This window comes from Stenotrophomonas maltophilia, from assembly GCF_006974125.1.
GTDB lineage: Bacteria > Pseudomonadota > Gammaproteobacteria > Xanthomonadales > Xanthomonadaceae > Stenotrophomonas > Stenotrophomonas maltophilia_O.
The window spans coordinates 769,797-789,929 of sequence record NZ_CP037858.1 but is presented as its reverse complement, the minus strand read 5'-3'; the positions used below and the strand labels follow the sequence as shown (position 1 = coordinate 789,929).

The following is a 20,133-nucleotide window of genomic DNA, read 5'->3' as shown; positions in this document are numbered from 1 at the left end:
CCTTACTGCACGGTGACAAGACGCACGCAGGCATGCGTGGCGTCGCCGAGGGCGTGGGGGTTCTCGGGCATCGTGTCGACCTTGATGCTCAGCTGCGGTCGATCGAAGCGGTCGTAGATCACCCGTCCGTGTTCGCCGCGCACCGTCTCGCGCTTGAAGCCGGCGGCATCCAGTGCCGAGGCGAAGTGGTTGAAGTCGACCTGGCAGATCGCCGCAGCCGAGGCCTTGCGATCGCTGCTGGTGTCCATGAAGTTCAGGTCGAGCCGCGCGTCGGCGGTGCCGGCCTGCCGCACTTCCAGGCCATAGCCCCACTCCGGCGTCAGCGTGCCGCCATAGCCGAAGTGGCCGGGGCCGAAGGTCTGCGCTGGCGCCTGCATTGCCGCGGACAGGCGTTCGACGGTGAGCTCGCGGGTGGAGGTCGTTGCCTTGATCAGGTCCAGCAGGCGCGACAACAGTTGCTCGGCATTGAGCGGGGAGGGCGAAGTGGTCTCGGATACGGCAGGGGTCATGGCGTCGGTTCCTTGAGAAGTCGGCATGCGGTCGGCGGCATGTGCGCAGGCGCTGAGCGCGGCCGCTGAAAATGCGAGCGTCCACGGTCGTATGAATGCGTACCGGGGCATGTGCGTTCCTTGCAGATTGAAGGCTGACCCTAGGGCCATCCGGATGAAGCAGAGGTTAAGCGCGCTTGAAGCGTGGTCTTCACTTCGTCCTTCCTTCAGCGGTGGCAGCATCGGTTTCCAAGGAGCGTTCCACACGCGTGTGACCTTCAACAGGAGGCCGTCATGCAGCTACAGCGTAGCCGTCACGCTTCACCCTGCATGCAGCACGGGTGGTGTTGACCCTGGCCCGATAGGGCCTTCCACCGGCAAGGAGGCCGCCGTACGCGCCACTTGTCCAGACGTGTCCATCGTGTATCCGGACCTCGGCAGTTGTCTGCCGGCTCCGCGATTCCGCTGGACGCCCGCTTTCAATGTGCCTTGTCCATGATGTTCCTGCAGGCTTTGGAGGTGCACCGATGAGCGACGAATTCAATCCCATGCTGCCACCGCTGGATGATGCCAAGGTCGAGGAAATGATCGGCAAGCTGGTGCTGGTCGGGGTTACCCGCTATGGGGGGGACGGTCAGGTGCAGGGCCTTGAACAATATGCCGGCACCGTGCTGCGCATCAGCGCCGACGAAGGCGTGGTCCTGGCTGATGAGAACGATGGCCATGAGCGCTACCTGCCGCCGATGCTGGACCAGTACCAGCCGGCCGAGCCCGGCGAGTACCGCATGCGCAACAGCGGCATGATCGTGATTGACCCGGATTATCTGGCCACCTGGGACCTGCACGCCCAGCAGTAGTGCCAGGCCATGCCTGGCAGGTGCCGGCAATTTCCCGGCACCTCCCGGAGCTGCACTTTGCTCCATCCGGCCACTAGCCCTTCCGGCCCATTCACGACAACCCCTGCGGTGCTAGATTCGGGCCCTTGCCCGTCCTCGGGCGCCCAATCACACCCCAGGGGATAAGGATGCTCATCCGTCGAACCTCTCTGGCGGCGGCCATTGCCGTTGCCACCGTCGGCCTGTTGGCCGCTGGCCCGGCCCTTGCCGATTACGCGAAGCCGCCGGAACACCTGCTCAAGGTGCTGAAGGCACCGCCACCGCCGGCGCCGAACGTGGCCCCGGGCGGCCAGCGCCTGCTGCTGACCACTGCGCAGACCTATCCGTCGATCAGCCGCGTTGCCCAGCCGTACCTGAAGCTGGCCGGCGTGCGCCTGGAGCCGAAGAACCGCAGCCGCCATGACACCCCCGGGGGCTACGGTATTCCGGCCTGCGTGGCCGACTTCACCCTGGTCGACATCGGCAGCGGCAAGGAGACCAAGGTCAACCTGCCGCAGGGCTGCGCCACCGGCGCGCTGTGGTCGGCCGATGGCAGCCACTTCGCCTTCCAGAACGCAGTCGATACCAGCGTGCAGCTGTGGGTGGGCGATGCCGCCACCGGCCAGGTGAAGCAGGTGCCGAACGTGCAGCTGAACCCGATCTTCGGTTACACCGTGCAGTGGCTGGGCGGCAGCCAGAACCTGCTGGTGAAGCTGGTGCCGGCCAATCAGGGCCCGGCGCCGTCCAACGGTGGCGTGCCGACCGGTCCGGATGCGCAGGAGTCGCTGGGCAGCAGTGGCGAGAGCAGCACCTACGAAGCCCGCGACACCCTGACCAGCGTGCATGACGAGAAGCTGTTCGCCTATTACGGCGCTTCGCAGCTGGCCGTGGTCGATACCGCCGCCAACAGCGTGCGTCCGGTCGGGCAGCCGGCGCTGTTCAACGAAGTCAGCGCCGCGCCCGATGGCGTGCACGTGCTGACCGAATCGATCAAGGCGCCGTACTCGCATGCGGTGACCTACCAGCGCTTCGCCAACGACGTGGCGGTGTTGGACGTGAGCAATGGCCGCAGCACGTCGATTGCCAGCCTGCCGCTGGCGGACCGCGTGCCGGTGCACGGCGTACCGGAAGGCCCGCGCGGTTTCGACTGGCGTGCCACCGATCCGGCGACCCTGGTCTATGCCGAAGCGCTGGACAAGGGTGACTGGAAGGTGAGCGTGCCGCATCGCGACCGCGTGCTGATGCTGAAGGCACCGTTCAACGGCAAGCCGACCGAAATCACCCGCACCATGCAGCGCTTTGAAGGTTTTGCGTGGACCGCCGATCCGGCCGTGGCGTTCCAGTACGAGAACGACGAGAACCGCCACTGGATGCAGACCCGCATCGTCGATGTGGACCAGCCGAAGAAGGAAGGCCGCCTGCTCTGGGACATGTCCAGCGATGAGCTGTACGGCAACCCCGGCAACCTGGTCTTCACCCGCCTTCCGAATGGCGCGCAGGTCGTGCGCCGTGAGGGCAACCATGTGTTCCTCAGCGGCCGTGGCGCGTCGCCGCAGGGCGACCGTCCGTTCCTGGACCGCCTGGACCTGGGCACGCTGAAGAGCGAGCGCCTGTTCCGCAGCAGTGCCGACGCCTACGAACAGTTCCTCGGTTTCAGCAGCACGCCGGGGCGCTACCTGACCTGGCACCAGTCGGTCATCGATCCGCCGAATGCCTTCATCCGCCAGCAGGGTGAGGCAGTGGCCGATGCGAAGACCGGCGAGGCACAGTTCGCCTCCACCGCGACCGCGCTGACCAAGCTGGTCGACCCGACCCCGGAAGTGCGCCAGATCAAGAAGCAGCTGGTGACCTACAAGCGCGCCGACGGCGTGGACCTGTCGTTCACTCTGTACACGCCGCCGGGCTACAAGGAAGGCCAGCGCGTGCCGGCGATCCTGTATGCGTACCCGGCCGACTTCGCCAACGCCGCTCAGGCCGGCCAAGTGTCCGGTTCGCAGCAGACCTTCACCCGCCTGCAGCCGTACCGCCTGATGCTGCTGGCCGGCTACGCGATCATCGACAACGCCTCGTTCCCGATCGTGGGTGACCCGAAGAACGCGTACGACACCTACCTGGAGCAGCTGGAAGCCGACGCCAAGGCGGCGGTGGACAAGGCCGTGGACATGGGCGTGGTCGACCGCAACCGCATCGGCGTGACAGGCCACAGCCACGGCGGCCTGATGACCGCCAACCTGATCGCGCACACCACGCTGTTCAAGGCCGGCGTGGCGACCAGTGGTTCGTACAACAAGACCTTCACCCCGTTCGGCTTCCAGAACGAACGCCGCTCGGTGTGGCAGGCGCAGGACGTGTACCTGAAGGCCTCGCCGTTCTTCTACGCCGACAAGATCAAGCTGCCGCTGCTGCTGGTTCACGGTGAGGACGACGCCAATCCGGGCACCGAGCCGTTCCAGTCGCGCAAGCTGTACCAGGCGATCCGTGGCAACGGCGGCACCACCCGCCTGGTGATGCTGCCGAACGAGCCGCACTGGTACACCGCGCTGGAGTCGAACGAGCAGCTGGTATCGGAAATGCTGAACTGGTTCGACACCTATGTGAAGAACGCCAGGTAAGGGAACAGGAAGGCCACCTCCGGGTGGCCTTCCTGCATCCTGCTGCAGCGCCGAGCCTAGGCTCGGCTGCCCGTTCGCCTGTAAACAGCTGCAAGTGCTCTGCAATCAACTGTGGAGACTCGGTAACGACGTGTTACCGGCACATTCGCGTGCCATGCAAATGGTCTAGGCTGAACCTGTAAGTCCGTCCCGGGTCGGTGCAATGAAAGCCATCCTTCTTGCTGCAACGTTGTCGTTGTTCCTGGTCTCAACTGCGGGTGCTCAGCCGCTGCCCGCCGAACTGGCGCAGCTGGGGATCATCGCCGGCATGCCCTACGCCAAGGCCAAGCGCCTGCTGGACGCGGCCGGTTGGCAGGTGAAGCCGGTGGAGGGCGCGCCGGAATCACTGGAGGGCTTTCCGGAAGTGGGGTGCCAGAAGGGCGGGAAGCAGTGCGCGACGACCTTCGAGAAGGGCGAACAGCAGGTTGCCGTGCGGCTGGGCACTACCCTGGCAGGCCAGCCCTTCGTGCAGGGCGCTGACTGAAGGCCTGCCATCCTCACGCCAGCGGCAGGCGCCCCTGCACGTGTGCCAACCGGTCGTGCAGTTCGCGCACGTGCTCGGCCTTGGCATGGATGCGCGTGGTATCACCGAAACTGCGCAGATAAGCGCAGGCGGCAAAGCCAGCACTCTTTTTTTCGTACTCGGCAATCCAGGCCAGGCGGTCCGGGTTGTTGGCTTGTTCGGCTGACCACGCCGCCACCGGTGGGCGGATGCGGTATTTCAGGCCGACGCGCCACGGTTTCGGTGTCAGTCGTGCACGGAAGCAGTGCTGCAACCGGCACATGCGCGCGTACAGGGCGTCGGTGCCCAGTGCCTTGAAGAACGCCTGCAGCTGCTCGTCCTCGGGTGAGAAGGTGGCATGCATGGCCAGCACGCGCAGTCCGGCCGGCGTGCGGTAGGCGCGCAGATGCCAGTCCGGGTGCTGTTCGCTGAAGGCCGCGACCCGCTGCAGGGCCACGCCTTCGGCGCCGCCGGCCGCGGCCAGGCGTCGCTTGCGCTGCATCAGCATCGCGGTGTTCACCAGCACCACGGCCGCCACACCCAGGACCAGTCCCACCAGCCAGTGCCAGAGCAGGGTGCCGATGATGGCGCCAGCGAACAGCAGCGCTGCAGCGATGATCGCAGGCATCACGCAACCTGCAGGCGGCTGCGCATGGTCGATGTCGGCGAACAGCACGTCCGGGGAGTTCAGGCACAGTGCCCCGTAACTGTTGCGGGTGATGATGACATCGCCGTCGCGCTGCACGATCTGCTCGCGGATCGGCACGCCCTCCACGCCGTAATTGCTGCGTACTTCGCGGCGCGGCAGCGCCTGCCCGGCAAGGATGGCATTGAGTGCTTCGTTGGCACGCCGGTCGGCGTGACCCTGGGCCTCGGCAGGGCCCTCGTCTGACCAGCCGAAGCGGCGCACGACCACCGGCCGGCCGCGGAAACGGGCCTGCAGGCGGGCTTCGGCCCAGTACGCGGGAACGATCATCATCGTGCGGTGCTCCATCTTCCATGGCAGGTGCCGAAGCGAGTCTGGCACAGCGCCGGGGCGCCCGCATCCGCCTGCTGCAGTGGGCCGGGCGGAGTGATAGATTGCGCGCTTCGCATGCACTCCACCAAGGACGGAGCGATGTTCATGATCCTGCGCGGCCTGTTGGCCCTGGCCTGTGCCGGGGCGGTAGGCGTGGCCACCGCAGCGGTACCGGCAGGGCCGCAGATCCTCACCGAGGATGTCAGTCGTTTCTATGCGCTTTACGACAGCGCCGGCGGCAAACCCAGTGTTGCGCAGTTGCGTGGCTACATGGCCGAAGGCTCGGCTGGCCTGGCGGAGCTGGCCAAGGCGCGCCGGGTCACCGCGGAGCGCATTGCCGAGTCCATCGCCAGCCAGCCGGAGCTGTACGCGCAGGGCCGGAACTGCCTGGCCGAGCTGCCGGCGGTGAAGCAACGGCTGGTACAGGTGTTCGCCAACCTGCAGGCGATCTACCCGCAGACCCGGTTCCCGCCGGTGACCATCGCGGTGGGCCGCGGCCGCCCAGTGGGGCTGACCTCGAAGAGCGGGGTGATCATCGGCCTGGAAGCGTTGTGCGCGGCCGACTTCATGAATGCCAATGTGCAGGATCGCTTCGTGCATGTGATCGCACACGAATACGTGCACATCCAGCAGACCGGCCTGACCGACTTCGAGCCGGGTGACCCGCGCGCGACAGTGCTGCGCGTGTCGTTGGGCGAAGGCATCGCCGAATTCATCACCGAACTGATTTCCGGCAACGTCGGCAACGGGCGCCACGCCGCCTGGACCCGTGGCAGGGAAGTGCATATCGAAAGCGCGTTCGCGCTGGATCTGGACAGTACCGATCTGTCGCCCTGGCTGTACAACTACAAGCCGGGCTCGCCGGAGCCCTACGACCTGGGGTACTGGGTGGGCTACCGCATCGCCAAGGCCTACTACCTGCAGGCCAAGGACAAGCGTGACGCAGTGCGTGCGCTGATCCAGCAGGACAATCCGAAGACGATCCTGGCGGCCAGCGGCTGGTCGCCGGGCATGTGGATGCCGGCGAAGGTGACCGGTGTGGCGGCGCGTACGGCTGCACGCTGAGCTGTTAGACACGAACGAAACCATGATCGCAGCAACGCGGAAGGAGCACGGACGTGCACAGATTTGATCCAAACGAAAATCCATTCGTGGAGGACCTGCTTCGCCTGTTGGGCCCGCGGAGGCGCGGATTCCCCTATCGGTGGCACCCTTCAGATCCAGTGAAGGGGCGATTCTCCCCTTCCCAGTTCCGTGCGCTTGCACGGATTTTCCTGTCGCGGTTGTACGGCGTGGATCAGGGCGGCTACCTGAAAAACACGTATGTATGGCACGACGGCCCCGTGCGCTGCAGTGTTCGCGTGGTGCTGGATCATGAAGATGGATACCTGCGCCAAATGCTCGGGTCGATGCGCCGTGAACAGATGTCTGGTCTTGTGCCGGAAGACACACGGGTGGTCCTGGTCCATGTGGGTTTGGACGGTGTAACCGAGCTTTTCAGCGGCCGGCGTGACGTACTTGTCCGTAGCCTGATTGAGTTGTTTGGCGACAAAGATCCCTATGGTGAAGTTGATCGCGAACCGCACCGGTGGCCTTTCGGCGCGTGGATGCACGATGTAATGGATTCAATCGTGGACCCAGAGGGACGCGTTCCACCGCTTGATGGCGTCGAGGCGCGGGATGCCTACTGGGGCGACATCTCCTACGATGACGATGACGCATGGCCGCGGCATCGCAACGAGCCACCGGGTGCTGTGGCGAATGACGGTCGCGGTCGCCACGGTGGTTCCGGAGACGGAGGAGACGGTGAAGGACCACGAGGCCCCGATGATCGCGATGGACCAGGGCCGGGGCGTGGCGGCGTGATGGAAGTGCTTGGTCACCCGGTTCTGTTTTCAGCCGATCCGCAGTTGTTGGCCGATATTCTGGAGAACCTGTGATGAGCGCCGTCATCCCTGTTTCCGCACCTGACGACGCACTGGATGTGCTGACCCTGCTTGCGCTGAAGATCGCGCCGCGACAGTTCGACCTGAGCTATCGGTTCTCCAACATCAGCATCCGCGACCAGATCGTGCGGGCGCAGATGCTGATCCAGCAGCTTCACGCCCTGGGTGCGGTCGGCGCCGATGCAGTGAAGACAGATCCCGGTCCGTCCTTCGACCTGCTCATCTGCGGTGCCGGGGCAGCGGGCCTGGCCGCGGCGCTTGAGGCCGAACGGCTCGAGTTGCGCTTCGTTCTCATGGACACCGACTCACAGGCTGGCGTGGGCGGAGTACTGCGTTCACCCGCCGCCAGATATGTCAGTGCGGCCATGTACGAATGGCCGCACAGCAATCATGCCGACCACCGTTACCCGCTGCGGTCAGTCGCGTTTGGCGCTGCGGGCGTGGGGCTGCAGATTCATATGGATGAGCCCCTGCCGGCGGCAGCTGTAGGCAGCGCGATCGATACAGCCTACGCAACCACGGTGGCTGGCTGGATCCAGCATGCGGCGAACTGGGGTTCGCAATCTCACATCCGGAGTGATTCCTGTTTCATCAGGGGAGCAACGCTTGAGCAGCGGTCAAAGGAAGGTTTGAAGCAGATGACAATCGGGCCGGCGAGTGTTCATGCGATTCCACTGAAAGCGCGCCCGTTGCCTGCCCTGTATATCACCGCCGCATCGAACACCGAGGCGCACCACTTCCGCTTCGTGATTTACGCCATGGGCTACGCGAAAGAGAAGAACCAGTATGCCGAGGGCCTGGAGTGCCCACCGGCCTACTCGAATACGGGATTCTGGGACTGCGACGAGGTCATGAAGCCTCGTCTGGGGTTCACGCCTCCTGCGGGGAACGAGCACTGGCGTCCACGGGTGGCCATCCTGGGTTCCGGCGACGGCGCTCTGCAGGATGCACTGCGCTGCCTGTTGAAGGTTGCTCATCCGCTTGAGGCATGGGACGAAATCGTCAAGGATGCTGCGGTGGGCGGGTCAGTCGAAATCAGCCAGGCAATGCGCGAGCTGGCAACGGCGGACATGCATGCGACGATGGCAGCCACCTGGAGTTCCTCGCCGACGATCTACAAACGTCTGGACAGGCGCTTTGCCCTTGTCGCCAGGAAGCTGCTGAATTCTGGCGATGTCGGCGGGAAAGTGACCACGGCCGTACTGGATAAGCTCCGCGACGATGTCGAGGAAGTGATGCTGATTACCCATTCTGGGCACTTCAGCAAGGCGTACGCATTGAACAGGTTCCTGCTGATCCTGCTCCGTCGCATACTGAGGCGCGAAGCCGCTGGCAACCGGCCCCGCTTGATTCTCAGGTCTGGGCCGGTGAATCAATTCAGTGTCAATGGCACCCCCCCAGGACCGCGAGGCGGTACGCTGCAGTTCGCCTCCGGCCCCAAGACATTTGATCTGATCATCGTCCGGGGTGGATTGAAGACGGATACCGAAAACGCGTTTCCCCACCGGGTCGGTCTGTCCGGCCGGGATACAGGGCGGGCGGGCCTCGGACGTGTTCCCCTGCCGATCCGGCCGCCACTACTTTGAAGGAAAAAAACATGCGAAGTGCAACGCGTTGCAGCCTTCTGTTCGGCTTGCTTGTTGTCTGCACAAGTGTGGAGGCGGGTGAGGTTCCAGCGGTATCGGGACTGCTGGCCACGCCCGTCGAGCAACTCAGCCAGGACGAACTGCAGTACCTGCAGCGAACCGTTGCGGATTTCGGGCAGCTGCAGCGCTATCGCGGTGCCAACGCACAGTTGCCTGCCACAGTATCCGGGCAGCCACGCGTAGTGTTCTTCGGCGATTCCATCACCGAAGGCTGGGGCAGGGAAGGAAGCGCTGGATTCTTCCCCGGCAAGGGGTGGCTCAATCGTGGCATCAGCGGCCAGACCACGGCACAGATGCTGGTGCGGTTTTCCCAGGACGTGCTGGCGCTCAAGCCGCAGGTGGTGGTGATCCTGGCCGGCACCAACGACATCGCCGGCAATACCGGCCCATCTACGCAGGGGATGATCGAAGACAACCTGCACGCGATGGTTGAGCTGGCCCGTGCACATGGCATCGCCGTGGTGCTGGCCTCCGTGCTGCCGGTGAGCGAGTACCCGTGGATGCCGGGCATCACGCCTGCGCCGAAGGTGCGCGCATTGAATACGGCCTTGAAGCGCTACGCCGAGGCGAAGCAGCTGGTCTATCTGGACTACTACACGCCGATGGTCAATGCCGCCGGCGGCCTCGATCCGCAGTTGGCCGAGGACGGCGTGCATCCCACCGCGAAGGGCTATGCGGTGATGGCGCCGCTGGCCGAGGCGGCGGTCAAGCGCGCGCTGGAGCGGAGGAAGCTGCAGCGGGAAGGCTCGCCAGCAGCCAGTCGCAGAAACTGATCACCAGCGGATCGGCAGCGCTGTCCTGGTGGACCAGCCAGCTCCAGCGCGGGCCGCGCACGCGTGCCTCATCCAGCGGCTGCAGCAGGCCCTGATCGCAAGCACGAGCGGCAAGCAGTTCGCTGACCAGCGCGATGCCGAGACCCTGGCATGCGGCATCCAGCAGCTGCCCGGGCTCGGAGAAATTCATGCCTTCGCGGCGCTGACCGACATCGACGCCGCCTTGGACCTGCCATTGGCTCCAGTCCATCTCGCGCTCGCCATGCAGGGTCAGGCGCTCATGCATGGGCGTGGCCAGCAGGTCGGGATGGCAGGCCGGGAAGAGGCGATCCTGCAGCAGCACGCGGTGCTGGCACTGGGCCTGTGAGTCCAGGTCGTCGCGTACCGCCACGTCCAGCGTCTGCGTGGTCATGTCCGGCGCGTCCTCGCTGGTCAGCAGCCACAGGTCGGCGTCGGGGTGCAGGCGGTGGAAGCTGGCCAGGCGCGGCACCAGCCAATGGCGGGCGAAGGCCGGGGTGGTGTTGACGATCAGTTGATTCGGTTTGCGGTACTGATCGAGCCGGCGGATACCACTGGCCAGCTGCCGCAGCAGCGCCTGCGTGGTTTCCAGCAGGTCGATGCCGGCGTCGGTGAGGGTGACGCTGCGGCCCTGCCGGAAGAACAACGGTTGCTGCAGCGAGGCCTCCAGGCCACGGATCTGCTGGCTGATGGCCGATTGGGTCAGGTGCAGTTCCTCAGCCGCCCTGTGGAAGCTACCCAGGCGGGCGGCGGCCTCGAAACCTCGCAGCGCGTTCAGCGGTGGCCAGTGCTTGAGCATTGCTGATAAGGAGAGCTGTTCAATTGTCGGCTGAATCTATCGTTTGTTCTTATGTGTCTGCAAGCGCAGCATGGTGTCCATCCCACACCGGCCATGGAGCCTGTCATGAACAGCCGTCGTCACTTCCTCACCCAACTGGCCGGCGCCGCTGGTCTTGGCGGCTTGGCCGCCCTCGGCCTGGCAGGGTTGCCGGGCCGCGTCGCTGCGGCGGGGCCGGGCGCGGGTATCTGGCGGATGCCCGACGAGCACGGCCCGCAGGAGCGCGTCTTCCTTGCCTTCGCCGCGCAACCGCGGGTGTGGGGTGCGCAGGCCGACGCGGTGAATACCGCCGTCGCCCGCCTGGCCCGCACCATCGCTCGCCACCAGCCGGTCAGCGTGCTGTGCCGTCCGGCGCAGCGGAAGCTGGCGCAGGATCGCTGCGGCCGCGACAACATCGAGTTCCTCGAGGTGCCGCTGGATGACATCTGGGTGCGCGACTACGGCGGCTGCTTCGTCACCGATGGCCAGGGTGGGCTGGGCCTGGTTGATTTCAACTTCAATGGCTGGGGTGGCAAGCAGAGCGCCCGCAACGATGGCGCGGTGGCGCCGTGGCTGGCGCAGGTGACGGGTGCCACGCTGCTGGAAAGCGATCTGGTGGGCGAGGGCGGTGGTATCGAAGTCGATGGCCACGGCACGGCCATCCTCACCGAAAGCTGCTGGGTGAACCGCAATCGCAATCCGGACTGGTCGCGCGCGGATATCGAAGCCGAGCTGAAGCACCACCTCGGCCTGCGCAAGGTGATCTGGCTGCCCGGCATCGCCGGCGAAGACATCACCGATGCGCACGTGGATTTCTATGCGCGTTTCGTGCGGCCGGGCGTGGTGATCGCCAACCTGGACAATGATCCGGAGTCCTATGACTACGATCTGACCCGCGAGCACCTGGACATTCTGCGCGGGGCCACCGATGCCGATGGCCGTCGCCTGCAGGTGCACACCCTGCCGCCGCCACTGGACGGGCGCGACAACGTGCATACCCGCGACAACGACGATCTGGCCATGGGCTACATCAACTACCTGCCGATCAACGGCGCGGTGGTCGCGCCGCAGTTCGGTGACGACGCAGCCGATGGCTACTGCCGTGAACTGCTGGAAGACATGTATCCGGGCCGGGTGATCGAACAGGTGGATATCGATGCGATCGCCGGTGGTGGTGGCGGCATCCATTGCGTGACCAAGAACATGCCGAAGGTCGGCTGAGCTGCCTCAGGCGTCGTCCAGCTTCAACGCCGCATCGGCGGCCAGCAGCGCTTCGGCGGCCGCACTGAGCGGCGGCGACGGCGGGGCGGCCACGCCGATCGCTTCCATCATCTTTGGCATGCCGAGGAACTGGCGCGCGCGGCGGTCGTAGATGCCGGTGACCAGCAGCGCGCGCGTGGCAATCTTCTGCTCGGCACCGATCAGCACGCGCTGCTCCATGATGCCGCGCGAGCCGACCCAGCCCACCAGGCGCGTTTCCAGGGTGAAACGCTGGAACGGTTTGAGCTCGCGGCGGAACTGGATGGTGCCGGCGCCGACGATCGGTGCCCACTTCTCGCGCAGCGCCACCCGGCCCAGGCCCATGCGCAGGATCAGGTCCAGCCGGCCCAGGTCGAAGATGTTCCAGTAGCGGCCGTTGGTCATGTGCAGGTTGCTGTCCAGATCATTGGGCAGCACCCGGAACTGCAGGCGCGAGACCCCGAACGGGGCCTCCAGCTTCGGCCGGAACAGGCTGCACAGCAGCAGATGGAGCAGGCGGAACCAGAGATTCATGATTATGACGACTGTTATAGAATCGCCGATACGCTAATCTATGACGACTGTCCTGGCAAGGAGCCTGCCATGAGCCCGCGCCCCTCTGATGCGCCACAACGCGTGATTGATGCTGCGGCACAGATGCTGGCGCGCGTGGGTCTCAATGCCACCAGCATCCGTGAAGTGACCAAGCTGGCCGAGGCGCCGCTGGGCTCGACCTACCACCACTTTCCCGGCGGCAAGCAGGAGCTGCTGGCGCGCGCTACCCACATGGCCGGCGACAAGGTAGAAGCGCTGCTGGTGGAGCTGCTGAAGGGCGGGGCGGTGCAGGGCCTGCAGCAGTTCCTGGCGATGTGGCGCGAGCGCCTGCTACGGTCCGGGTTCCGCGCGGGCTGTCCGGTGCTGGCCGCTGCCGTCGAAGAACCGGTCGAGGCGGTTACCAGCCAACCGCGCGTGGCCGCCGCAGAGGTGTTCGTGCGCTGGCAGGGGCATCTGGCCGCAGCCTTCATTGCCGACGGCCACGAACCTGCGGCGGCGGATGGACTGGCCAGCCTGGTGATTGCCAGCGTGGAAGGCTCCGTGGCCATGAGCCGTGCGCTGCAGGACATCGCGCCGTTCGATCAGGTGGCCGCGCAGTTGCTGAAGGCCGCCGCGCCTCCTTGATCCGGCTATTCGTGTGCGGGAGACGCGCAGCAGGTCATCTGAAGATCAGCAAGTAGCTCCAGCCGAGCGCGATGGGCAGGAAGGCAGCGATGGCCGACGCGCCCAACCAACGCAGGTAGCTGCGAGAGGCGGGGGCTCCCTGCCGCTTGAGGGCCCAGGCATGCATCGGGAGCACCAGCAACGCCTGCACCGCAAAGGTGGCCATAGCGGCAAGCCATGCCAGCAGGATGCCGAGGCAGCCATCGCTGAAGCAGCGGCTACCGAACCACGAACCCCAACCGGCGAGGCCAATCATTGGAACGAACATCGCGAGGGCGGTGGCGCGGGTGAACTGGGAGGCGTGCATGCCGTGACGCTTGCTTTTTCTGGTGCAGAATCATAATCCAGCCGCCGGCGCGCGGGTCCAAGGGCGGCGCCAGTGCGGCCCGATCGCGCTAGAATCCACCCACCACCGCCTACGCGTGCCCGGCAAGGATGTCCGCATGCAGTATCAGGTTTCTGAGGTCCCTGGCCGCAATGCCACGCGCCCGCTGGCGGCGGCATGAAGAACTCGCGGCATTTTTCCATCAGTGCATTGAAGTTGCCCAGGAGCCGCGGCAGTGAAGTCGTGCGTGCGGCTGGCCGCGCACGCGGGTGGCCATGATCGTCGCGTTGACCGGCGCCACCGTTTTCCATGCCTCGGGTCTGCGGTGGGCGGCCGCTGTCGATGCAATACCGCTGCGCTACCCGATGGCGGTAGTGCTGGCCGGGTAGTACTGCAACTCCGGGCGATTTCCTCTGTGCTTCACTTTTTCCAGGATCTTCATGCGACAGCGCATTGCACGGAAACGCGTCCTGGCCACAACGGTCGTTCTATCGATGGTTGCAGTCGTAGCGCTGATGGCCAGCGTGCGCCCGCAGTGGCGGCGGGAAGTCGGCCCGCCTCCGGTCAATCCGGGAACGGCACGGATGCAGGCCGAAGTGATGGCAGAGCTCATCGACCTGCGACCGACACCGCCAGGAAAGCCATCGGTTCCACCGATTCCAATGAAGGGAGTCCCCTCCCCGATGCTGGCCGATAACAGTGGGTTCGCGACCGCAGCGGTGCGGCTGGAAAACGTGGCGGCAGCACACTTCGAGCCGCGCGGCTGGGAGCCCGACATACCATTCGCTGTGATGGAATGGACCGTGCCTTCGTGCCGTGAAGGAGAACCCGCCCAGGTCTGCCAGGTTCGCCACAGCGTCGTCGAGTGGCGTGATGATGACAGTGCAGCGTCCTTTCAACTGCAGCAGCATCTGGAGTCGATGCTGCAGGTTGCGAACCGCCGGGCTGTTCGGGTACCCGACCTCGCGTTTGAGCTTGCGCATGTGCGGGCGCAACGGATGACGTGGGACGAGCTTCAGCAACGGCGCGCGCGCGGTAACGAGGGATGCATGGGGGGGCCGGGCAATCCGGATCTGGGCGTTGTCTATCTGCAGCGTCCTGTGTTCAGCCTGGACGGGAACTGGGCAATGGCATCGATCGCCTCGGATCTGTGCAGCGGCGGAACGGGTATGCGTGGCCTCTACCTTCTGCACCGCAGGAAGGGCGGATGGGAGCGCATTCGAGTGGAGCCTGTCCGCCATATGAGCTTTGGACACGGCCTGTGGCCCGCGTTGCCGGAGCCGTGATGACAGATACGTCTTTCAAGCCAGGCCGTGACTGCCAACAACGGATCGCCTGGCGGCACATTGCATCGCTGGCGGCGGCGCTGTCGGCTTTGGCTCTCATGGCCGGGATCTGCAGCCTGCGCCCGAGGTGGCAGCAGGCGATCGGTCCGCCACCGGTCAACCTGGGAACGGCGCAGATGCAGGCTGCGGCGATGGCGCTGGCGATCCGGCAGAGGCCGCCATTTCCCCTTCCACCCGCATTGCCGCAGCCAACGCCAGTTCTGCCAACCTCGCTGAGCGCGGTGCCCAGCGCACCGCAGACGCCGTCCACGCGCGTCGATCAATGGCGCCCGCAGGAGCAGCCGCAGTTGACCGACGCGGTGGGGGAGGACATCTACGTGATGGAGCAGACCTTGCCCTATTGCTGGCCGGGCAGCAGTGCCTCCACCTGCCAGGAGGTGGACGATCTGGTCCTGCCGCTGGACGACCGGTGGCCGCCTGACATCCATGCGCTGCGGTTGCAGCTGCAGGCGGACCTGGTTCCCGCCAATCGCCGTTCCATGTCAGTGCCAAGCGCCGCATTGGCTGGTGCGCAGCGGATGGACAGCGCGGGGCTTCGAGCGCTGCGGGAGCAGGGATGCGGGGCAACGGAGCATGGGCCGACTCGGACATACGACCACTTCGCCTATCTGACCCGGCCCGTTTTCAGCGTCGATGGGCAGTGGGCTATGATCGCGGTCGCCTGGGATTCGTGTTCCGGCGATTTCGTCTACCGGGAGCTTGTCGTACTGCATCGCGAACAAGGACGCTGGATGGCCGACCCCCCGGAACGAGGTCTTGGCGGCGTATGGGACGGCCGCGTACTGCGGCCCTGGACGTACAACCACTGACGAGGAAGAGCGCATGGATGTCGCTGCACGCAAGAACAGGACGTTGTTTCGTTGGATCATGGTGACGCTGCTGGCAGTACTGATGCCGTTTGCAGCACTGGCGCAGCCTGCAGCCGGGCAGGCCGATACCGCCGAAGCCGCTACCGCCGCGGAGGAGGCCCAATGCCGCGCCTGCAGCTATGAGCGTATCGGGCACAAGGTCGATATCGGGCTGGTTGCACTGGTGTCGCTGCTGGTGGTGGGCCTGCTGATCGCGGCGTCGCGGGAATGGGGCACCACGTCGCAGCGCTGGACCTGCCGCACGCTGTCCCTGCTGCTGGTGGGTGTCGGTGCGGCGTTGCTGTGGTGGGCTGGCAGCGTCGTCTACCTGGGTTACAACCCGTGGCAGGAAATGGCCGCCCCCGTCGATGGCTCGCTCACCTCGACACTGCTCAATACCTCACCGAAGTGGCTGGCGGCGCTGGTGTTGATTGGTTTCGCGCCCTCCATCTGGAAGCGCAGCGAACGCCTGCCGGCCTGGCGTATTGGCTGACCCTGGAATGACGGCGCCGGATCACATCCGGCGCCGCCTGAGGCGATCAGTCAAAGCGCCAGCGCACGCCGGCATAGACGCCACGGCCTTCGCCTGGCGTCGAGCGCGCGACATCCTTGCCGGCGTCGTCGTAGCCCGGCGTGACCGTGGCGGCATAGTGGCGGTTGCCGATGTTGCGCATCTCCGCCCACGCCTGCCAGCGGCCACCGGGTGCGTCGTAGCCGATGCGGCTGCCGAAGATCACATGGCTGTCGGCCCAGTAGCTGTTGGCGTAGTCCACTGCGATGCGCGAGGCGTATTCGGCGTTCAGTGCAGCATAGAGGCCGGAGGCGTGATCGAAACGCAGCTCGGCCTGGTAGCTGTGGCGCGGCAGGCCCGGCAGGCGGTTGCTGCCGAAGCGCGCGTCGTGGCGGTAACGGAAATCACTGAAGGTGTACGCCTGGCGCAAGGACAGGCGCCCCGGCGCGGCCTGCCACAGCGTGCTGTCCAAGCCGGCTTCGATGCCACGGTGCACGGTGGGGCTGGCGTTGTTCTCTGCGATGAACAGGTTCGGTACCGGTTGCAGCTCCACGCTCAGCAGCTCGTGGTTGATGTGCGCGTAGTAGCCGGTCAGTTCCCAGCGCCCCAGCACAGCGTCGCCGCGCGCACCCAGTTCCAGCGTGGTGGCGGCCTGGTTCTGCATCGGTACCGGCGCGCGCTGGCGGCCGGTGGAGGGGCCATTGCCCGGCCCGAAGTACTGGTTGGAACCCCAGATCATCGACCACGGATGCGGCGCCTCCACCGAGCGGCTGAGGTTGCCGAACCATTGCGTGTGCGGGCTGTACTGCCAGGTGAAGCCCAGCCGCGGCGCGTAGTCCCAGTCATGATCGCGCAGTTGACCGCCGCTGTTTGGCCAGGTCACCTGCACGTCGCGGCGGGTGTTGATCAGCGCCAGCCCGGTCTCCATGCGCAGGCGGTCGTTGAAGGTGAGGGTATTGCCGACGTGCAGCGTGCTGTCGGTGCCGTGGTGGCGGAAATCACGCGTGCGCGTGCCGGCGGCATAGCCGTTGCTGGCAAAGCGCAGCGACTCGCGCACGTCGGCGTCCAGGTCGTGGGTGACGCGCAGGCCGACGGTGGTTTCACTGTCCAGCCCGAACAGCCGGTGGCGGTGGCGATAGTCCAGCGTGGCGTTGAGGTTGGCGTAGTCCAGTTGCTGGCGGTACAGGCTCTCGTTCAAGTCCATCGGGTACTTGTGATAGACCAGCCCGGCCTGCAATGAGGAGTCCTCATCGATCTGCAGCGTGGTGACATTGCCCACCCAGGTGCTGCCGGGTTGCGGGCGGCGCGCATCGATGGCCAGGTTGGCTGCGTTCGCCGCGTGCGGGTCATTGCGGATCTGGTCGCGGGTCAGGCGTCCGGGTGTTTCGTGGTTGGTTTCGCGATAGCGCACGAAGAAGCGCGTCTGCAGGTCGGGCGTGATCTGCCAGCCGATGTTGGCCATCGCGCCCTTGCCGTCGCCGCGCGCATGGCGCTGGTAGCCGTCGAATTCGGTATCGGTGTAGGCCAGGAAGTAATCGACGTCGCCGCTGACGCCGCCCCAGCTGAGACCGCGCTTCTGGTAGCCACGGCTGCCGGCCTCGTAATGCAATTGCACGCCAGCCGAATCACGCCCGCTGCGGCTGACGTAATCGATGGCACCGCCAAGTGCCAGCGCGCCACGTTCGAAACCATTGGCCCCGCGCAGCACCTCCACGCGCGACAGCCACAGCGGTTCCAGCAGCTCGTAGGGCGTGCCGCCCGGTCCGGTCAGCGGCAGGCCGTCGATCGACACGGCGATGCCCGAGGCATGCGCGCCCGGCCCGCGATTGATGCCCGAGCCACGGATCGAGATCTTGGTGCCCTCGTTGCCCGGCGACTGCGCGCTGATGCCCGGCTGGTAGGCCAGCACATCGGCGCTGGAGGACAGGCGGCTGCCGGCCTTGGCCACGTCGATGACGTTGCTGGCGCCGGGCACGCGCTTCAACGCCTCGCGCGCCTGGGCGCTGGCATCGGCGGCAGCGGTGACCCGTACGGCATCGAGGGTGGTGGCCTGCGGGGCGCCAGTGGCAGCGGCGGTGGATGTGAGGCCGAGGGAGACGGCCAGGAACAGCAGCGACGGGGTGGGGCGGTACGGCGAGAGCAACATGCGGAAATACTGTAAACCACAAAAGTGGCGCGCAAGTTAACAGGTCGGCAGCGTCACGTCACCCGTCGCTCGCGTATGGCCGCCCGTATCATCCATGTAGAGCCGAGCCCATGCTCGGCTATCGCGCGCAGCGCGGGTCTCCTGCGATCGCAACGAAGAGCAGCCGAGCATGGGCTCGGCTCTACAGCAGGGTTTAGGGCGAGGGCTTCGCCAGCGCCTTGGCCTTCGCATACAGCCGATCAGCCGTTTCCCTATCGCCCAATGCCGCATGGCACTCGGCCAGGCTGTCCCACGCGTTGGCCGAATCCGGATACAGTTCGGCGTTGAGCGCGAACACTTTCAGTGCCTTGCTGGCACCAAGGCTCTCGCGGATGGCATAGCCATCGGCATTGATCGCACGCTCCAGTTCATCGGTCGCAATGCCGCTGCTGTCGCGCAACCATGCGCGCAGGGCTGGTGCAGCGCCCGCATCATCATCCAGCGCATAGGCAATCAAGCGTTCGGACAACACCGCGTGCGGGAATTCCTTCGGCGCGGCCACCGCCATCGTGCTCTCCACCAGTGTGCTCGACCAGACATTGCGGGCACTGCCGTTGGTCAGGTACACGAACACCCAGTAACCGCTGGCCAGGCTGCCCTTGTAGGCCAGCCGCGCCCGCACGCGGGTGCCACCATCGTGGCCAACCTGGGTGTAGCCATCGCTGCGGGTGGTGTCCCAACCGGTGGAGAAGAAGTTGTTGCCGCCACCGGCCAGTTTCTGCGGCTGCCAGAGTTTTTCCAGGGTCGCCGTGCGCACCAGCTTGCCGGTCGCCAGCGCCTGCAGGAAACGGTTCATGTCGCCCACGGTGGTCTGCAGATCGGCGTGGCCCCAGCCATAGTGCGGCCAGGCATCTTCATTGGCGGGCTGCAGTTGGCCGTCCTTGCCGATGTAAGGCACCGCCGCGCGCGTGGCTGGCACGCTGGTGACGCCCCATGAGGTGCTGGTCATCTTCAACGGTTGCAGGATGCGTTCGCGCGCGATGGCCGGGTAGGGCTTGCGATAGTGCGCTTGCAGCAACGCCGTCAGCACCAGGTAGTTGGCCTGGGTGTACTGCACGCGGCTGCCGGTCGCGAACTGCATCGGCGCCGCGCCGGCCACCTTCAGTGCAGCGGCAAGATCGGGGGCAACGCCGGGGTAGCCCTTGCTCACCCAGCGGTTGTCCACGCGGTCGTAGTACTCGGCGATACCGGAGCTGTGGTTGAGGAAATCGCGCACGTGGATCGCCTGCCATGCAGTCGGCAGGTCCGGAACATAGCGGCTGGCCGGTGCGTCCAGATCCACCTTGCCTTGATCGACCAGCTGCATCACCAGCGTGCTGGTCAGCAGCTTGGCCATCGACTGCGCTGTGAAAATGGAATCGATGGTAGCCGGCGCGTGGGTGGCCGGGTCACGCTCGCCGCTGGCGCCCTGGTAGAGCACCTGACCGCTGTGGGCGACCAGCACCGCTTGCCCGGCGATGCCGTAACGCTCGCGGTTGGTCTGCAGTTGGGCTTCGAGCTGTGAAGAGAGGCCGACGGGAAGCCCACGCGCAGAAGCGGGTGGAGCAGCGAACAGGGCGCAGAGCAATGCAGCAGCAAGGGTGCGGTACATCGCGGTGATCCGTCAGCGGAGATGGCGCATGTTGGTCACGGCTGCAGGTGGGGTCAAGCGGGCCCTGTTCGATGGATCACGCATGCATGAGCGGATGGGCTTCGTGCCACACGGGATCATGCGGGTATGCCCGGAT

At 65.7% G+C, this 20,133-nt stretch carries 19 protein-coding genes; 12 read left to right on the top strand and 7 right to left on the bottom strand.

Going from position 1 to position 20,133, the window contains the following annotated elements:
* Nucleotides 1–2: 2 nt before the first annotated feature.
* Nucleotides 3–509, bottom strand: a complete 507-nt coding sequence (locus EZ304_RS03680) for a hypothetical protein (RefSeq protein ID WP_260678229.1) — start codon at nucleotides 507–509, stop codon at nucleotides 3–5.
* Between the two features lie 506 nt (nucleotides 510–1,015).
* Between EZ304_RS03680 and EZ304_RS03675 the strand changes: the two genes are divergently transcribed.
* The 3 genes from EZ304_RS03675 to EZ304_RS03665 all read left to right on the top strand — a co-directional run bounded on the left by EZ304_RS03675 (nucleotide 1,016) and on the right by EZ304_RS03665 (nucleotide 4,498).
* Entirely contained in the window at nucleotides 1,016–1,345 is a 330-nt protein-coding gene (locus tag EZ304_RS03675) for a hypothetical protein (RefSeq protein ID WP_142806309.1), read from the top strand.
* A gap of 167 nt (nucleotides 1,346–1,512) precedes the next feature.
* A complete protein-coding gene (locus tag EZ304_RS03670; protein ID WP_142806308.1) occupies nucleotides 1,513–3,975 on the top strand; it encodes a S9 family peptidase in 2,463 nt (820 codons plus the stop codon).
* A 202-nt stretch (nucleotides 3,976–4,177) separates the two neighbouring features.
* A complete protein-coding gene (locus EZ304_RS03665) occupies nucleotides 4,178–4,498 on the top strand; it encodes a hypothetical protein (protein ID WP_099552353.1) in 321 nt (106 codons plus the stop codon).
* A 13-nt stretch (nucleotides 4,499–4,511) separates the two neighbouring features.
* Here the strand turns inward: EZ304_RS03665 and EZ304_RS03660 are convergent, their stop codons facing one another.
* Nucleotides 4,512–5,495 carry a hypothetical protein gene (locus EZ304_RS03660; RefSeq protein ID WP_142806307.1) on the bottom strand — a complete coding sequence of 328 codons (984 nt, stop codon included), beginning with the start codon at nucleotides 5,493–5,495 and terminating at the stop codon, nucleotides 4,512–4,514.
* Nucleotides 5,496–5,633: 138 nt separating this feature from the next.
* On the opposite strand from EZ304_RS03660, the gene EZ304_RS03655 reads away from it, so the two are divergent.
* The 4 genes from EZ304_RS03655 to EZ304_RS03640 are packed head-to-tail and all read left to right on the top strand — an operon-like array spanning nucleotide 5,634 to nucleotide 9,899.
* Entirely contained in the window at nucleotides 5,634–6,599 is a 966-nt protein-coding gene (locus EZ304_RS03655; RefSeq protein WP_142806306.1) for a DUF2268 domain-containing putative Zn-dependent protease, read from the top strand.
* A 53-nt stretch (nucleotides 6,600–6,652) separates the two neighbouring features.
* A complete protein-coding gene (locus EZ304_RS03650; protein ID WP_142806305.1) occupies nucleotides 6,653–7,474 on the top strand; it encodes a hypothetical protein in 822 nt (273 codons plus the stop codon).
* On the top strand, nucleotides 7,474–9,066 hold the full coding sequence (locus EZ304_RS03645; RefSeq protein WP_142806304.1) for an FAD-binding protein: 1,593 nt from the start codon (nucleotides 7,474–7,476) through the stop codon (nucleotides 9,064–9,066). The genes EZ304_RS03650 and EZ304_RS03645 overlap by 1 nt, the downstream gene beginning before the upstream one ends.
* Before the next feature lie 11 nt (nucleotides 9,067–9,077).
* Nucleotides 9,078–9,899 carry an SGNH/GDSL hydrolase family protein gene (locus EZ304_RS03640; protein ID WP_142806303.1) on the top strand — a complete coding sequence of 274 codons (822 nt, stop codon included), beginning with the start codon at nucleotides 9,078–9,080 and terminating at the stop codon, nucleotides 9,897–9,899.
* Here EZ304_RS03640 and EZ304_RS03635 read toward each other — a convergent pair.
* The gene (locus EZ304_RS03635; RefSeq protein WP_142806302.1) at nucleotides 9,832–10,716 is read right to left on the bottom strand and encodes a LysR family transcriptional regulator; all 885 of its coding nucleotides are present in this window, start codon (nucleotides 10,714–10,716) and stop codon (nucleotides 9,832–9,834) included. The genes EZ304_RS03640 and EZ304_RS03635 overlap by 68 nt on opposite strands.
* Before the next feature lie 105 nt (nucleotides 10,717–10,821).
* Between EZ304_RS03635 and EZ304_RS03630 the strand changes: the two genes are divergently transcribed.
* Nucleotides 10,822–11,955 carry an agmatine deiminase family protein gene (locus EZ304_RS03630; protein WP_099552347.1) on the top strand — a complete coding sequence of 378 codons (1,134 nt, stop codon included), beginning with the start codon at nucleotides 10,822–10,824 and terminating at the stop codon, nucleotides 11,953–11,955.
* Nucleotides 11,956–11,961: 6 nt separating this feature from the next.
* Here the strand turns inward: EZ304_RS03630 and EZ304_RS03625 are convergent, their stop codons facing one another.
* Complete coding sequence (locus EZ304_RS03625; protein ID WP_099552346.1) at nucleotides 11,962–12,507, bottom strand: thioesterase family protein; 546 nt, start codon at nucleotides 12,505–12,507, stop codon at nucleotides 11,962–11,964.
* 69 nt (nucleotides 12,508–12,576) lie between these two features.
* Between EZ304_RS03625 and EZ304_RS03620 the strand changes: the two genes are divergently transcribed.
* Nucleotides 12,577–13,152, top strand: coding sequence for a TetR/AcrR family transcriptional regulator (locus EZ304_RS03620; RefSeq protein ID WP_142806301.1), 576 nt, complete (start codon nucleotides 12,577–12,579; stop codon nucleotides 13,150–13,152).
* 34 nt (nucleotides 13,153–13,186) lie between these two features.
* Here the strand turns inward: EZ304_RS03620 and EZ304_RS03615 are convergent, their stop codons facing one another.
* Nucleotides 13,187–13,498, bottom strand: coding sequence for a hypothetical protein (locus EZ304_RS03615; RefSeq protein ID WP_142806300.1), 312 nt, complete (start codon nucleotides 13,496–13,498; stop codon nucleotides 13,187–13,189).
* Between the two features lie 458 nt (nucleotides 13,499–13,956).
* Between EZ304_RS03615 and EZ304_RS03610 the strand changes: the two genes are divergently transcribed.
* From EZ304_RS03610 to EZ304_RS03600, 3 genes are read left to right on the top strand one after another with little or no spacing between them, the layout of a single operon-like run.
* Complete coding sequence (locus EZ304_RS03610; protein WP_142806299.1) at nucleotides 13,957–14,802, top strand: energy transducer TonB; 846 nt, start codon at nucleotides 13,957–13,959, stop codon at nucleotides 14,800–14,802.
* Nucleotides 14,802–15,671, top strand: coding sequence for a hypothetical protein (locus EZ304_RS03605; protein ID WP_142806298.1), 870 nt, complete (start codon nucleotides 14,802–14,804; stop codon nucleotides 15,669–15,671). The genes EZ304_RS03610 and EZ304_RS03605 overlap by 1 nt, the downstream gene beginning before the upstream one ends.
* Nucleotides 15,672–15,684: 13 nt before the next feature.
* Nucleotides 15,685–16,203: a hypothetical protein gene (locus tag EZ304_RS03600; RefSeq protein ID WP_142806297.1), complete on the top strand. Its 519-nt coding sequence runs from the start codon at nucleotides 15,685–15,687 to the stop codon at nucleotides 16,201–16,203.
* 46 nt (nucleotides 16,204–16,249) lie between these two features.
* On the opposite strand, the gene EZ304_RS03595 is transcribed toward EZ304_RS03600, so the two are convergent.
* Together EZ304_RS03595 and EZ304_RS03590 are read right to left on the bottom strand one after the other, a co-directional pair.
* Nucleotides 16,250–18,367: a TonB-dependent receptor family protein gene (locus EZ304_RS03595; RefSeq protein ID WP_142806296.1), complete on the bottom strand. Its 2,118-nt coding sequence runs from the start codon at nucleotides 18,365–18,367 to the stop codon at nucleotides 16,250–16,252.
* Nucleotides 18,368–18,560: 193 nt separating this feature from the next.
* Complete coding sequence (locus tag EZ304_RS03590) at nucleotides 18,561–19,997, bottom strand: serine hydrolase domain-containing protein (RefSeq protein WP_142806295.1); 1,437 nt, start codon at nucleotides 19,995–19,997, stop codon at nucleotides 18,561–18,563.
* Nucleotides 19,998–20,133: the final 136 nt, after the last annotated feature.

Bases quoted from the DNA above. Each gene is read 5' to 3' on its own strand.
- EZ304_RS03670 (WP_142806308.1), top strand. From the start codon at position 1,513: ATGCTCATCCGTCGAACCTCTCTGGCGGCGGCCATTGCCGTTGCCACC.
- EZ304_RS03630 (WP_099552347.1), top strand. From the start codon at position 10,822: ATGAACAGCCGTCGTCACTTCCTCACCCAACTGGCCGGCGCCGCTGGT.
- EZ304_RS03605 (WP_142806298.1), top strand. From the start codon at position 14,802: ATGACAGATACGTCTTTCAAGCCAGGCCGTGACTGCCAACAACGGATC.
- EZ304_RS03625 (WP_099552346.1), bottom strand. From the start codon at position 12,507: ATGAATCTCTGGTTCCGCCTGCTCCATCTGCTGCTGTGCAGCCTGTTC.
- EZ304_RS03660 (WP_142806307.1), bottom strand. From the start codon at position 5,495: ATGATGATCGTTCCCGCGTACTGGGCCGAAGCCCGCCTGCAGGCCCGT.
- EZ304_RS03595 (WP_142806296.1), bottom strand. From the start codon at position 18,367: ATGTTGCTCTCGCCGTACCGCCCCACCCCGTCGCTGCTGTTCCTGGCC.
- EZ304_RS03640 (WP_142806303.1), top strand. From the start codon at position 9,078: ATGCGAAGTGCAACGCGTTGCAGCCTTCTGTTCGGCTTGCTTGTTGTC.
- EZ304_RS03620 (WP_142806301.1), top strand. From the start codon at position 12,577: ATGAGCCCGCGCCCCTCTGATGCGCCACAACGCGTGATTGATGCTGCG.
- EZ304_RS03665 (WP_099552353.1), top strand. From the start codon at position 4,178: ATGAAAGCCATCCTTCTTGCTGCAACGTTGTCGTTGTTCCTGGTCTCA.
- EZ304_RS03615 (WP_142806300.1), bottom strand. From the start codon at position 13,498: ATGCACGCCTCCCAGTTCACCCGCGCCACCGCCCTCGCGATGTTCGTT.
- EZ304_RS03610 (WP_142806299.1), top strand. From the start codon at position 13,957: ATGCGACAGCGCATTGCACGGAAACGCGTCCTGGCCACAACGGTCGTT.
- EZ304_RS03655 (WP_142806306.1), top strand. From the start codon at position 5,634: ATGTTCATGATCCTGCGCGGCCTGTTGGCCCTGGCCTGTGCCGGGGCG.
- EZ304_RS03645 (WP_142806304.1), top strand. From the start codon at position 7,474: ATGAGCGCCGTCATCCCTGTTTCCGCACCTGACGACGCACTGGATGTG.
- EZ304_RS03680 (WP_260678229.1), bottom strand. From the start codon at position 509: ATGACCCCTGCCGTATCCGAGACCACTTCGCCCTCCCCGCTCAATGCC.
- EZ304_RS03675 (WP_142806309.1), top strand. From the start codon at position 1,016: ATGAGCGACGAATTCAATCCCATGCTGCCACCGCTGGATGATGCCAAG.
- EZ304_RS03635 (WP_142806302.1), bottom strand. From the start codon at position 10,716: ATGCTCAAGCACTGGCCACCGCTGAACGCGCTGCGAGGTTTCGAGGCC.
- EZ304_RS03590 (WP_142806295.1), bottom strand. From the start codon at position 19,997: ATGTACCGCACCCTTGCTGCTGCATTGCTCTGCGCCCTGTTCGCTGCT.
- EZ304_RS03600 (WP_142806297.1), top strand. From the start codon at position 15,685: ATGGATGTCGCTGCACGCAAGAACAGGACGTTGTTTCGTTGGATCATG.